This is a genomic window from Paenibacillus qinlingensis (genome assembly GCF_013204845.1).
GTDB classification, from domain to species: Bacteria; Bacillota; Bacilli; order Paenibacillales; family NBRC-103111; genus Paenibacillus_E; species Paenibacillus_E qinlingensis.
In genome coordinates this window covers 48,634-62,033 of the sequence record NZ_JABMKY010000027.1, presented here as the reverse complement: position 1 = coordinate 62,033, position 13,400 = coordinate 48,634, and the positions used below count along the sequence as shown (strand labels likewise).

At 47.8% G+C, this 13,400-nt stretch carries 10 protein-coding genes and 1 riboswitch; of the genes, 4 read left to right on the top strand and 6 right to left on the bottom strand.

Annotation, left to right across the window (positions count from 1 at the left end):
* Positions 1-54: 54 nt before the first annotated feature.
* Positions 55-154, bottom strand: a riboswitch (purine riboswitch).
* 127 nt (positions 155-281) lie between these two features.
* Positions 282-2,384 carry a multicopper oxidase family protein gene (locus HQN88_RS38510; protein ID WP_173119713.1) on the bottom strand — a complete coding sequence of 701 codons (2,103 nt, stop codon included), beginning with the start codon at positions 2,382-2,384 and terminating at the stop codon, positions 282-284.
* Between the two features lie 307 nt (positions 2,385-2,691).
* Here HQN88_RS38510 and HQN88_RS31420 point away from each other — a divergent pair, with 307 nt between their 5' ends.
* The 4 genes from HQN88_RS31420 to HQN88_RS31405 all read left to right on the top strand — a co-directional run bounded on the left by HQN88_RS31420 (position 2,692) and on the right by HQN88_RS31405 (position 7,667).
* Positions 2,692-2,892 (top strand): cold-shock protein, encoded by a 201-nt coding sequence (locus HQN88_RS31420; RefSeq protein ID WP_047679716.1) that lies wholly within the window; start codon positions 2,692-2,694, stop codon positions 2,890-2,892.
* Between the two features lie 90 nt (positions 2,893-2,982).
* A complete protein-coding gene (locus tag HQN88_RS31415) occupies positions 2,983-3,210 on the top strand; it encodes a cold-shock protein (RefSeq protein WP_056622331.1) in 228 nt (75 codons plus the stop codon).
* A gap of 120 nt (positions 3,211-3,330) precedes the next feature.
* Positions 3,331-4,785: a M23 family metallopeptidase gene (locus HQN88_RS38225; protein WP_173119711.1), complete on the top strand. Its 1,455-nt coding sequence runs from the start codon at positions 3,331-3,333 to the stop codon at positions 4,783-4,785.
* Between the two features lie 551 nt (positions 4,786-5,336).
* The gene (locus HQN88_RS31405; protein ID WP_173119709.1) at positions 5,337-7,667 is read left to right on the top strand and encodes an ATP-dependent DNA helicase; all 2,331 of its coding nucleotides are present in this window, start codon (positions 5,337-5,339) and stop codon (positions 7,665-7,667) included.
* A 61-nt stretch (positions 7,668-7,728) separates the two neighbouring features.
* On the opposite strand, the gene HQN88_RS31400 is transcribed toward HQN88_RS31405, so the two are convergent.
* From HQN88_RS31400 to HQN88_RS31380, 5 genes are all read right to left on the bottom strand, one after another.
* A complete protein-coding gene (locus tag HQN88_RS31400) occupies positions 7,729-8,892 on the bottom strand; it encodes an iron-containing alcohol dehydrogenase (protein ID WP_173119707.1) in 1,164 nt (387 codons plus the stop codon).
* A 189-nt stretch (positions 8,893-9,081) separates the two neighbouring features.
* Positions 9,082-9,807: an SDR family NAD(P)-dependent oxidoreductase gene (locus HQN88_RS31395; RefSeq protein WP_173119705.1), complete on the bottom strand. Its 726-nt coding sequence runs from the start codon at positions 9,805-9,807 to the stop codon at positions 9,082-9,084.
* Positions 9,808-9,862: 55 nt separating this feature from the next.
* Entirely contained in the window at positions 9,863-11,395 is a 1,533-nt protein-coding gene (locus tag HQN88_RS31390) for an extracellular solute-binding protein (protein ID WP_173119703.1), read from the bottom strand.
* A gap of 71 nt (positions 11,396-11,466) precedes the next feature.
* Positions 11,467-12,345: a carbohydrate ABC transporter permease gene (locus HQN88_RS31385; RefSeq protein WP_173119701.1), complete on the bottom strand. Its 879-nt coding sequence runs from the start codon at positions 12,343-12,345 to the stop codon at positions 11,467-11,469.
* A 17-nt stretch (positions 12,346-12,362) separates the two neighbouring features.
* Entirely contained in the window at positions 12,363-13,319 is a 957-nt protein-coding gene (locus HQN88_RS31380) for an ABC transporter permease (protein ID WP_420794146.1), read from the bottom strand.
* Positions 13,320-13,400 lie beyond the last annotated feature (81 nt).

Here is a 13,400-nt window from a genome sequence, read left to right as displayed (position 1 = left end):
CCTAATATATGAAAATATAGGCACAAAAAAACTAGCCATGAAAAATATGCCTGTTTCTCAGTGCACATTTTTCGTAGCTAGAAATTTACGGTTTCTAAGTAGAGACCCTTAATCCAATTATTAAGGTTATACGAAAGAGGTCATATGCAATTTGTCGTGCCTTCCTCTTTTAGAGTAAACTGCTAAGGTATGTTTTGTCAACTGTGTGTAAGTTAATGTGACATGCCCTCCCTCTTTTTTGAAAATAGAGCTTCCAATCTTGTCGAAATGGTGAAGACCATTCACTCCGGATGATTCTGTGTACCACTTCCAACCGAAAATGGCGTTGTCACTCCTTCATACATCAAATGCATCGACATTCCCGCGGCAGCGTGCACAAGGTTATGGCAGTGATCCATCCATAGTCCAGGGTTATTCGCCACGAAAGCAACCTCATACGTTTCGCCTGGCTGAACATCTAGCGTATCCGACCACCAAGGACTCCCGATGGAAGGCTTACCATTGCGTGAAAGGACAAGCACATGATGTCCATGCAAATGCATCGGATGCTCGACATTTCCGCGATTAATGAACGTCGTTTTAACCAAATCCCCTTCCTTCACCATGAACATCGGCGCATCTGGGAACACTTTTCCATTCAACGTATAGAGGAAATCAAAATTTCTGTTATAGAAACCCAATTTATTATCTAAAATCAGTGTAAAATCTCGATCGAATTTGCTATTTGCATCAAAAGGTGTGGCCGCAGGGCGTCCATAGGTAAGCGGATCGAAAGCTACGGTTTGCGGCAGCTCAGGAACGTTTCCTTGGCCATCGGCTGACAGAAAAATCCCTCCTTTTTTATTAGTTCCCACATTTAAATAAACAGGATGATCCGGCATAACAAAGGTTAGATCAATTCGTCCGCCAGTTGGTACAATGACACGTGTATTGGTCAAGAGATCCGGCTTATTCAACTCTGTCCCGTCGATAGCCGCCACTTCAAAGGGCGTACCCACTAGCGTATAGGTTTGATTGACCCAGTCATCTGTATTGATGAGTCGCATTCTGACAGGCGTACCAGGAGCGACCGCTTGACGGTCCAATTCATCATTGGCGCCAATAGCGAACGCATTCTTCCAAAGATGGGTCATAACCGTAATATCTTTAAATGGAATCGTAAATGTCGTTGTATCTGCAACCTCTTTCGGTTCCACAATCAACGCTCCGAAAAGCCCCTTGCTAACCGCTTCTTGTGAATCCTGATGGGAATGGTACCAGAAAGTGCCTACCTGTTCAGCGCGGAAACGGTACGTATAGGTTTCACCTGGCATAACGGCATTTTGTGTGGCACCAGCAACGCCATCTTCGGCGTTAGGTACATCTAAACCGTGCCAATGGGCGGTGACGCCAACATCAATATCTTCGTTCGTTAATGTGACTTCAATGAGCTCGCCTTCTTTCATACGAAGCTCAGGTCCAGGGAGTTGACCGTTATAGGTCCAAGCATCCACGGTTTTGCCAGAGCTGAGTGTGACGGTTTTTTTCTGTGCTACGAGTGTAAAACGACGATCCGGCGTCCCTTCTTTCGGGCCCGTTAGGTCAGCGACAGATACCATGCCAGCCATTGCCGTCATGTCATGATGTGCGTGATCCATTGTGGCAGCCCCACCGCCGTAATCATGTGTTCCGCTTGCCATATCGATCTCGGCTGGGAGTACGCTTTTGTCCATTGCAAATGTAATTAAGTAGAAACCAATACCAGCGATCACGATGAGAACGCCCGTCATGGCCCCAAAGCGCGCCAATAAACGAGGTGCTTGATAGTTAGTTGCTTTACGAACTTGTTTGGCGCGCAGCGCATGTCTCGACCAAAGTCCAGCTGCTAAGACAAGAAAGACTGCGAGCGGAATCGCGACTTCTAACCATTGGAAAGGAACTGGCGGTACAAATGAGAAATATAGCGACGTTACTGCACTAAGAGCAGTTAATTGATAAGGAAATATAAGGCCTGGGCTAGCGGCTCTTTGGAACATAGCAGGCTCAATTGTGGCGCCACTTTCGGCTAAGCTTATCCTGATTAGAGAGCGAAGCTTCAGCAGTTTAGGAACAGCCACGAACCATATGCTCAAAAGAGGAACAACGACTAGCGGCGCTTGCAGGAAGATGCGATCCTTCCAAAAAATCGGGTCCATGTTCATCTGCAGCCAGACGATGGAAGCTGCAATTGCTCCCGCAGGAAGGATTGGAAACCATGCCCAGAAAAGCAGCTTGCGTGTTTTGCGGTTCAGCTTCTCCAAGCTTCCGCTGTACAATAATCGGGACGCTTTGACGCTTCCGATCCATGTGAAAATGACGAATAAAACACTTACGGCTAATATCGTTTGAATACTTGCGTTATACACGGTGAAAACCCTCCTAAACTCGATACGTCAAGTATAGTCCCCCTGCCCTGCGCATCAAACCGTCTGGAGACCAAGGGGCAACCTAGACTAAAGTTGGGGCAGCTTTCACAAAATTTACACTAGTAAGTTCTGGAAATAGTTTGCGTTTTCATAAGTGGTGTGTTATGATAAATCCAATCGACAAATAGAACCTGAATTCACATATTGTAAAGGGTTTTCATTTTTGTTAGTGAACCTTATACAATGTGTGAATTTTTTCTCTTTGAAGAATAAAAAACATGTTAATAATTTTTGGAGGTATTTCACAATGGCTACTGGTACAGTAAAATGGTTTAACGCAGAAAAAGGTTTCGGTTTCATCGAAGTTGAAGGCGGCAACGATGTATTCGTTCACTTCTCCGCAATCCAAGGCGACGGTTTCAAAACTTTGGACGAAGGTCAATCCGTTGAATTCAGCGTAGTTCAAGGTAACCGCGGACCACAAGCAGAAAACGTTGTAAAACTGTAATATAATTAAAAAGACTGCCTTTACTTAAGTAATGGCAGTCTTTTTCAATTTAAAGCTAGCTGACGCTTAGTACTCTAAGGAGGTTTATCCATGTATTCCAGAAAAAAGTCGCTTGAAGAGATGCCTCTAGAAAATGTGACGGTATGGTCTTGTGAAAATGAAGGCTGTAAAGGCTGGATGCGAGATAATTTTGCATTCGATCACGTGCCGACATGTCATTTATGTCAGTCCACAATGGTTCGAAGTGTCAAGTTACTTCCATTAGTTAATAACACGAATAGTGATCAGAAAACGCTCAAAAAGGGCGTACAAATATAGCGTTATAGAACCCGGAGACATAGCTGTCTTCGGGTTTTTTGTGTTACCATGAGAAGAGTGAAATCAGAGACGACGGCGTCTAGCAAGTGGACAACCCTCGTCATCCTTTGGGAGGTAGGCATGTCTGTGAAACCTAGAAAACGGCGCCAATGGCCACTGCTAGCCGGTGCTTGCATCCTAGCTGCTGGTGTGGTCATTTTCATTGGAGACTCACCATTTGGAACATTGACCTCTTCGAAGAAAGAGGTACCAGATATCGTAGTCGCAACACCTGTACCAACGCCAACACCTCGCGTAGCTTTAGAATTTCGAATGCTTGACCTCGATCGAGGTTGGGTGAAATACGCGGACGGGATGGCTCATACTTCAGACGGCGGCGCCCATTGGCAGGAAGTCACCAGTACGGAAGCCCTGCCGACAGATGGAGGAACGGCTACGAATGGACTGGAAGCGATCACAAAGCTGTTGAGCTTGGAGAGCGGGACTGGGAGCACGGCGGCAGGCGCATCGGGAGCATCAGTAGCGTCAGGAGCTGCAGCTACGACGTCCTCAGGAAGCCCGAGCGTGGATATTGTTACGTTGAACGGGACGATGTTTGATGTGAAGCAGTCACAGTTCGTGACGCCGAAGATTGGTTGGGCTCTACTACCAAGCACAACAAATAGTAAAAGCCCACTCGTACTCACCGTGGATGGTGGACAGAGTTGGATAGATGGTATGACGGAGGATGCGAAAGCGATCATTCAAGGGGTGAAAGCCCATTTGACGCAGCTCCAAGCGGAGTCTTTGCTCTATAAAGATGAAGCTGGCGCGAAAGCGGTCTTGGGCGCGAGCTGGAAGCTCATACCGGATCAGGCATCGCCGGGAGATATCGTACTTGTGCGCCATAAGGAGCCAGGCAGTATCGCTTGGCAGGGCAAAACGTACACACTTCAACCGTATGAAGCGGGATATTTTACGTATTTGCCAATCCCGATGAGTGTGAAGGCAGGTACGTATCCGATTGGTGATCAGACGCTAACCATCAAGGCGAAGAAGTTTGAGACGCAGTATTTGAAGGTTACCGAGCAAATGGAAAGCATGAAACAGGATACGGCACGCATCAACGCGGATCAGAAGAAGATCGATCTGGCGCGAAGCAAGTCGGAACCGAGCTTTTTGTTTAGCGGGCCGTTCGTGAAGCCGGTCGAGGGGATTTTGACCACGCCGTATGGGTACACCCGTTATGTGAACGGGAAATACGACAGCGCGCATATGGCCCTTGATCTGGCCGCCAAAGAAGGCACGCCGATCAAGGCAACGAACGATGGAGTTGTAGCGTTAGCGGAACTCCTGTATTTGACCGGCAATTCCATTTATATTGACCACGGAATGGGGCTGTTCTCGCAGTACGCGCATCTCTCCGAGCTGCGTGTCAAACCTGGCGACCGCGTCAAGCAGGGCGACATTATCGGGCTTGTCGGCACAACAGGGTTCTCTACGGGGCCGCATCTGCATTTTACTTTCTGGGCGCATAATATTCAGGCCAATCCGGACTTATTTTTTAATACAACCCCGTTTCAGTGGGTCAAATGATCTTGAAGTGAAACAGCAAGAAGACTGTTCACCCCTTCTGCGTATGAGCTAGGCTCGACGTGGAGGGGGTTTTTGGCGCGGGCAATTGTGTATAGCCACATACGTACTCATCTACCACCCCCACCACTTGTTACTCTTTACGTACTCATCTACCACCCCCTACCACACGCTGCCTTCGCACACTCAATTACCTTTAGCCCCACAACACTCAAATAAATGGAAAAAATACAGCTAATTTCCCCGTATTCCTTCGATATTTACTTTTAAGTGGAATATATGTAGTTAATTAGGCGAGTTTTGTTGATTTATTTGAATATGCTCGAATTTAGATGGATATTTTGCAGTTAGTTTGCTGAATCGAGGCTAAGAGACGAAATTAGCTGTACATAATCCAGTTATTTTAGCGTGAAGGGAAGAGGCGGACAATAAGCTGCAAAACAAGCTGCAAAATAGGAAGGAGGAGTTAAGTCAGCTCGCGACATGGGTTAGTAGTGTTTCACCGATGCACATGGTATAATAAGGAACAAATGTTCTAAAAATGGAGACGTGGCATGCTACCTGTTGTTCAGATATCAGTTCGTTCGCTTGTAGAATATGTGTTTAGCAGTGGTAGTATTGATACGGGATTTCGTTCGAGCAAGTCATTAAGTGATGGTACGAAGGCGCATCAAAGACTGCAAAAGCAATACGGAGAATCCGATCAGCGTGAAGTGTATGTGTCAGCGGAGATTGCGTATGAGGGGCTTTCATTTGTCATAGATGGGCGTTGTGACGGGCTGTTAACTGGGACTGATGACGGCGGTACATTAACGGTAGATGAAATCAAATCGACTTCCGGAGATATTGCGCTGATTGAAGAGAATTCATACCCTGTGCACTGGGCACAGGCGATGTGCTATGCCTATATGATTGCCCATGATCGCGGGCTCCATCATATGCGAGTTCAGATGACGTACACACAGGTGGATACGGAGGAGACGCGGCATTTTGTAAGGGGAGCTTCGTACGAAGAGCTCGAACGGTTTGTGCATGAGGTGATTCAGAGCTACTATCCGTACGCACAGGTGAAGATTGACCATGAGAAACGCAGGAATCAGAGCATCAAGGAGCTGCAATTCCCTTTTCCACAGTACCGTGAAGGGCAGCGCAAATTGGTCGGGGCGGTGTACAAAACTATCCAGGATGAGCACAAGCTGTTTGCTAAGGCACCGACAGGCATTGGCAAAACGATGTCGACGCTTTTTCCGTCGGTGAAAGCGATGGGAGAAGGGATGCTTCAGCGTTTTTTTTATTTGACGGCGAAGACGATCACGCGCACGGCGGCTGAGGAAGCATTTTACCTGTTGCAGGACAAGGGCTTGCAGCTACAGGTGGTTACGCTAACCGCAAAGGAGAAAGTGTGCTTAAAGGACGAGGTCAAGTGTACGCCAGCACACTGTGAGTTTGCGGATGGCTACTATGATCGGGTGAATGAGGCGGTGCTGGATCTGCTCAAGCAGGAAACCGTGATGACGCGTACGGTAATTGAAAGGTATGCACGGAAGCATCGGGTGTGTCCGTTTGAGTTTTCGTTGGATGTGGCGTATGCGGCGGATGCGGTGATTTGTGATTATAATTATATTTTCGACCCTAGGGTGAATTTGAAAAGGCTGTTCGAGGAGCAGAAGCGGAAAACAACGCTGCTTATTGATGAGGCACATAATTTGGTGGATCGTGCACGGGAGATGTATGCCAGTGAGCTGCACAAATCGGTATTTCTTACACTACAGCGGGAGTTCAAAGGTGTGAGTAAGGAGGTCCATGACGCAGCGAAGGCGATAAATGCCTATTTCATAGCGCTCCGTAAGCAGGTCGGAGATCGAGAAATGATGGTGGAGTCAGGGCTGCCGGACTCGTTGTTGGTGCAGGTGGAAGCCTTTATAGCGGAAGCTGAAAAGGAATTGGCACGATCGGCCGGTACTGCGAGTGTAAGTGCGGGACTCTTGGATGCGTATTTCGGTGCGCAAAATTTCTTGCGCATCTCGAAGCTATATGACGAGCGGTATGTGACGCTAGCTGTGAATGATCGGAACGAGGTCAGCGTGAAGCTCGTGTGCTTAGATCCATCACATTTGTTGCGGCAAGTGGGGAAAGGGTATCGGGTGCATGTGTTTTTCTCGGCGACGCTGTCCCCATTGTCCTATTTCATGGACATGTTAGGGGCAGGAGAAGACGATTACTCTGTGACGGTGCCGTCGCCTTTTGCTAAGGAGCAGTTGGAGGTTTTCGTGCAGCCGCTTTCGACCCGTTACCAGGATCGGGAACACAGTCGTACGCAGATCGCGCGTTCAATCTATGAGCTGGTCAAGGGACGAGCGGGGAATTATTTCGTGTTTTTCCCTTCGTATGCGTATATGAGCAGTGTGTATGAGGCATTTACGGATCTTGTAGGTGAGTCGGCGGAAGAGTCGCAGCTCAATGTACTCGTTCAGCAGGCCAAAATGACGGAGGAGGAGCGAGAGCACTTCTTATCGGCATTTCAGGCGGGGTCGGAAATGACGTTAGTGGGTTTTGCAGTGATGGGCGGCATCTTCTCCGAGGGCATTGATCTTGTCGGCGACCGTTTAACGGGCGTCGTTGTGGTGGGCGTTGGCTTACCGCAGCTGGGGCCGGAGCGTAATCTGATCAAGGATTACATGGAGCGCACGGGCAAAAACGGCTACGACTACGCCTATGTCTATCCCGGTATGAACAAAGTGCAGCAGGCTGGCGGACGGTTAATCCGCTCCGAAACGGATCACGGTGTGCTGCTGCTGATCGACGATCGTTACTTACAGCCGCGCTATCAGCGCTTGCTGCCGGAAGAATGGCGAGACTATAAGGTGCTGCCTGTGCAGCGCTAGGACGTAAAAAGCCGCACCCCAAGGTTGACCTTGGAGTGCGGCTTCTTCATGCTCGTAATGCCTATAGCGACATTTGGTAAATTTTCACGACATCGGCGCGAGTCAGCTTCTGGAAGTTGCCGAAATCGCCGTAAATCATGGCTTTATCGGCCATAAGCTCCATCGTGGAGTCATCGATGTTGTAATCAGCCAGTCGGCTAGGTGCGCCGATACTGGTGAAGAACGCACGCAATGCCGCGATGCCTTCCTCGGCAACCTGCTTGTCGGATTTGCCTGCGGCATCAATACCGAAGACGCGCTGCGCGAACTGTTTGTAACGTCCCACGTTGGACTCGAGGGTGTGGGTCATCCAGTTCGGGAAGAGGATGGCCAAGCCGCCGCCGTGCGGGATATCATGGACAGCAGAAACCGCATGCTCCAGGTTGTGCGTCGCCCAATCACCGCGGATACCCATGCTTAACGTGCCGTTAAGCGCCATAGTGCCGCTGTATAGAATGGTTGCGCGGTGTTCAAGATTGTTCAGATCCTCTAACAGAAGAGGAGCTGTGTCAATAACCGTACGCAATATCGTTTCGCTGAACCCGTCCTGTATAGGGGAGTTCGTGCCATGATGGAAGTACTGCTCAAAGACGTGAGACATAATATCGACCATGCCGTATACGGTTTGGTTTTCAGGCAAGGATGTCGTATGAGCGGGGTCGAGGATTGAGAATTTCGGGAATGAAAATGGACTTCCCCAGCCTAGTTTATCTTGGGTTTCCCAATTGGTAATAACAGAACCAGAGTTCATTTCGGAGCCAGTCGCAGCGATGGTCAGTACAGTTGCTAATGGAAGTGCGCCTGTAGCTGCTGCTTTACGTGTTGCGATATCCCAGAAATCGCCCTCGAACTTAGCACCAACGGCGATTGCTTTCGCGCAATCGATTACACTGCCGCCGCCTACTGCAAGGATGAGGTCGATGTTATTACTACGGCACAGGGCTACGCCGCGGTGGACAGTCGTTAATCTCGGATTAGGCTCAACGCCGCTCAGTTCTACGATGGTTGCTTCTAGTCCTTGTAGGAGCTGGACAACCTTGTCATAGATGCCATTGGCTTTGATACTGCCTCCACCATAGACAAGTAAAATATTTTTCCCATACTTCGGTACTTCGGTCGTTAGTTTGTCTAATTGTCCCTGACCGAAATGTAGGGTAGTTGGATTGTGGAATGTGAAATTATTCATGATCATACCTCCTCGAACATAACTAGGGAATGATTCCCCTCTTACTATTGTATAGTAACCCTCAGATAAATACAAAACTAGCGAGAGATGCGAACTCACGGAAGCATATCGTCTTGTAACCAAGCCGCGTACTCTCCGTAATGCCTTAAACTCTTCTTCTAAACTGCCCAGAAGCAGGCTGAAATACGCCTACCAAGGCAATTCTTCCCCCGTATCGGCAGCCAGATAAAGCGGTTGTTCATGGATGTGATCCTTATTTAGTTTGATTATATGCCGAATATTGGCTGCAGCCTCTTCTGGCGTATAGGTACCTGCATCACTCCATGACCCGTTCATAGCACTTTTTACCCAGCCAGGGTGTATCAAAAGAACACGCCCACCTTGTTTGCGAATCGTAGTGTGAATCATGGTTGATCCCATATTTAAAGCCGCTTTTGCCATACTGTACCCGAACCATGACTCTCGATGGCTTTGCCGAATACTGCCTGCTTCTGATGAAATGTTCACGATGAGCTGGCCACCTTGCATGACCGGTTCAATTAAGTAATTCGTTAGGCGGATAGCACCGAGGGCCGTGATATTATATACCCGCTGAATCTCATCGAAATCGATAACATCCGTAACGGTTTGCTTCATATCCCCCAGAATGGCTGCATTATTAATGAGCAGCTCAAGTTTGTCGGTCTTGCTTGCGATGAACGCGGCGAACGCCTGCACACTCGCGTCGCTGCCCACATCTAGGAAGGAAGTGTGTAGGTGATCTGGAAATTGACTGCTAAGCTGAATGAATGCTTCATTCTCTGTCGTAATACCTCCAGCAAAAACAGTATACCCTTCCAACAGATAATCCTTCACGAGTGCTAGGCCGATGCCTCTGTCTGTGCCGGAAATACATATGGATCGCTGAACTGTCATATCGACTCTCTCCTTCAAAGAAAAGAGAGGCAAATTTGCCCCTCCTGTTCTAAACTTATTTACCATTCTTGGCGTATTGCGCACTGAATTCTTCGATGACTTTGTCGCCGCCTGCTTTTCTCCATTGCTCAATCGCTTGCTTCCAACCGGCTTCATCCAGCTTGCCTAGGATAAATTTCGTGCGAGCATCGTCAATGATTGGTTTCAATTCTGTGCCTTTCGTTGTTTGAGTTTCGGACACGAGCGGGTTCGTCGGATTGTTAACCGCGATCGTTTCGTTTTCTTTGATCATTTTGCCGTACTTCTCCATCAGAGGTGTTTCTTTACCTGTTGTTTTGGCTGTATATTTGGCGATCTGTAATTGCAGGTAGCTGGAGCCTACTTCGGTGTCTTGCAGCTTTTGATCAATAAATACGGGCTTGCTGTCTTCGGTCTTATAATGCTTGCCTTCAATACCCCAGCCTAGCAAATCGAGCATCTTCTGATCGGAAAGCTTGTCGTAGAAGCCAAGGATTTGTTTCAATTCGGCCTCTGTTTTCACACTTGATTTCGGGAACATGAACACGCTGTTATAGCCTACGCCGCCAGGCAGTCTTTCGCCTTTAGGACCTTGAATTCGACTTACAACGTCCACATCTGAGCCAGGGAAGGATTTGGCAAGAGTTGCTTGATAGCCTGCGCCGTCAATCATATTCGAGATCACAGCTCCAGCCTTGCCTTGGTTGATATCATCCTTCTTCTGTTGGTTGTTCAGCACAGGGAAGTCTTGTTTAATCAACTTTTCATCATACAATTTTTTATAAAATTTCATGGCTTCAAAGTACTCTGGCGCTAAGAAATCCGGGCTTAATTTGCCGTCTTTCACTTCCCAGCTGTTCGGTGCGCCCATGATTGAAGCTACGACACCAAATCCATCCATGGTTTTCTCTTCGGTCAAGCCCACTGTATCTGCTTTGCCGTTCTTATCGGGGTCGTTCAATGTGAACGCTTTAAATACATTGTACAAATCATCTATGGTTTTCGGTGCGCTAAGCCCGACATTTTTCAACCAGTCGCTGCGGAAAATAACACCGTACGTCGCCAAATCGCGGGCACGATATAAGCCGTATATTTTGCCGTCAACTTTAATGTTGTCGAAGACAGAAGGGTTCATTTTCGATAGATTCGGGTAGTCCTTCAAATAAGGACCGACTTCCCAGAATACACCCGCACGTACAGCGCTCAAAATATTGGAATCCTTATTGTTTTGTACAAGCAGCGCTTTGGGCAGCTCACCAGAAGCAATCGTAACATTCACCTTTTCCTTGTAGGAGGAGTTGGGGACCCAGGAGATGTCCAATTTGGTATTCGTGTAGGCTTCGATCTGTTTCTGTACTTCACTGTCCGCTTTCGGCGGCTCGGCATACATGAGGGTCATGACACTCAGTTTCAGCGGCTCTTTGGTGGCAGGTGAACTTGCTGCGCTTGTACTCGTGCCTCCTGTTGCAGGACTTGCGTCGTTTCCACAGCCAGTAAGCAGTGCAGCAGCGCCTACCATCATACCCATCGTTGCAATTCCGGCTTTTCTCATTCCTGCATGTGTTCTCATCGTGGTATTGCCTCCCCATATTCTTATTGTATATGAATGCATCCCAATCACAATAGCTTTCGGGAGCCTTTTCAACCTTTCACAGAACCGAGCATGACACCTTTGGCAAAATGCTTTTGCAGAAATGGATACACGATCAAAATAGGCACCGTGGAAATGACAATGACCGCCATTTTAATGATTTGAGACGGAGGTGCGATGTAGTTCTGATCGAACTGCGTAGAGTCACCGATTCCGCCTTGTGATAGGATGACGATTTGCCTTAGCCAGACCTGGATAGGCCACATTTTGGAATCGTTGATGTACAAAATGGCGTTGAAGAAGGTGTTCCAGTGTCCAACGGAATAGAATAAGGCGAATGTAGCCAGAACCGGTGCTGATAAGGGTAAAACGATGCGAAAGAGCAGTCCTACATCACTGCAGCCGTCAATCTTCGCCGCTTCCTCCAGTCCTTCAGGCAGCTGTCTAAAAAAGCTAACGACGACGATCAAATTGAATGCGCTGATCGCATTCGGGATGAGCAGGGACCAGTAGCTATTGAGCATCCCAAGCGATTTGACAACCAGAAAAGTGGGTAGAATCCCGCCGTGGAACAGCATCGTGAATACAATCATCATCATGAAGAGCTTTCTGCCGGCGAAATCCTGTCTAGATAGCGGGTAGGCGAGCAGCGTGGTGAACAATAGATTGATGAATGTCCCGACAACCGTAATCCCGATGGTAACGAATAAGCTGTTAACGATGATGTGTGTGGAGAAAATATAGCGATACCCTTCCAAGGAGAAGGAGGTTGGGAATAGAATGAAGCCGCGTTTGAGTACTTCTGCCGGCTCTGCGAACGAGACGGACACAATGTAGATGAACGGAAGTAAGGTAATTAAGGCGAATACGGTTAAAAAAGTATAATTGAAGCCGTCAAAGATGCGGCTGCCTAAGCTCTTATTGATCATTTTGCTGAATTCCCTCCTTAATACAGACCGCTTTCGCCCATTTTTTTGGCCATCCGGTTAGCACCAACGACCAACGCTAGTCCGATAATGGATTTGAATAAGCCGACGGCTGTGCTATAGCTGAATTGCCCTTGCTGAATACCGACATTGTAGACATACGTATCAAATACCTCGCCTACGTCGCGGTTCATGGCGTTCAGCATGAGGAAGATTTGTTCAAAGCCTGTATCCAGGAATGAACCTAGTCGCAAAATAAACAGAATCACGATGACACTTCGTATGGCTGGGAGTGTGATGTGCCACAACTGCCGGAAACGGCCAGCTCCGTCAATTTTAGCTGCCTCATATAATTGAGGATCAACGCCTGCTAATGCGGCGAGAAAGATGATGGTTCCCCAACCGGTTTCTTTCCAAATGACCTGTGAAATGATCATTGTTCGGAACCACTCACTGGAGATTAGGAATTCGATTTTGGGAAGTCCGATGGAGGCTAGCACATCATTTACAATGCCGCCTTCTGTCGTGAAGAAAATGTAGGAAATACCTACGACGACGACCCACGATACAAAATGAGGAATATACACAATCGTTTGGATCGTTCGTTTAAAGACTTCTCGGCGAATTTCGTTCAATAACAGGGCCAAGATAATGGGAAGCGGGAAGAAGAATACCAAATTATAGACAGCCATAATAATCGTATTCTTAAATAACATGGCGAAGGAGGCATCGAAAAAGAAGCGCTCGAAATGCTTTAGACCCACCCATTTGCTATGAAGCATCCCTAATGCTGGTTGGTAATCCTGAAAAGCAATTAACAGCCCCCACATTGGAAAGTAGCGAAAAATAATGAAGTAGAGCATGCCGGGTAACGCCATCAGATACAGCCATTTGTTTTTCAACAGGCGGTTTAACCTGAGACGTGCCTTGCTCTTAGCAACCGCATCTGATCTTAACGGTTTGGAAGTCAGTTCCACGAGTCATCGTCCTCCTTGATTGTTTGACAGCGTTAGCATATCGAAGCCCAGAATTGCCTTCAATAATCAGCAGCGCTCCAC

Coding starts and splice junctions, on each gene's coding strand:
- HQN88_RS31420 (WP_047679716.1), top strand. CDS start 2,692: ATGGCTACTGGTACAGTAAAATGGTTTAACGCAGAAAAAGGTTTCGGT.
- HQN88_RS31415 (WP_056622331.1), top strand. CDS start 2,983: ATGTATTCCAGAAAAAAGTCGCTTGAAGAGATGCCTCTAGAAAATGTG.
- HQN88_RS38225 (WP_173119711.1), top strand. CDS start 3,331: ATGTCTGTGAAACCTAGAAAACGGCGCCAATGGCCACTGCTAGCCGGT.
- HQN88_RS31405 (WP_173119709.1), top strand. CDS start 5,337: ATGCTACCTGTTGTTCAGATATCAGTTCGTTCGCTTGTAGAATATGTG.
- HQN88_RS31400 (WP_173119707.1), bottom strand. CDS start 8,892: ATGAATAATTTCACATTCCACAATCCAACTACCCTACATTTCGGTCAG.
- HQN88_RS31395 (WP_173119705.1), bottom strand. CDS start 9,807: ATGACAGTTCAGCGATCCATATGTATTTCCGGCACAGACAGAGGCATC.
- HQN88_RS31390 (WP_173119703.1), bottom strand. CDS start 11,395: ATGAGAACACATGCAGGAATGAGAAAAGCCGGAATTGCAACGATGGGT.
- HQN88_RS31385 (WP_173119701.1), bottom strand. CDS start 12,345: ATGATCAATAAGAGCTTAGGCAGCCGCATCTTTGACGGCTTCAATTAT.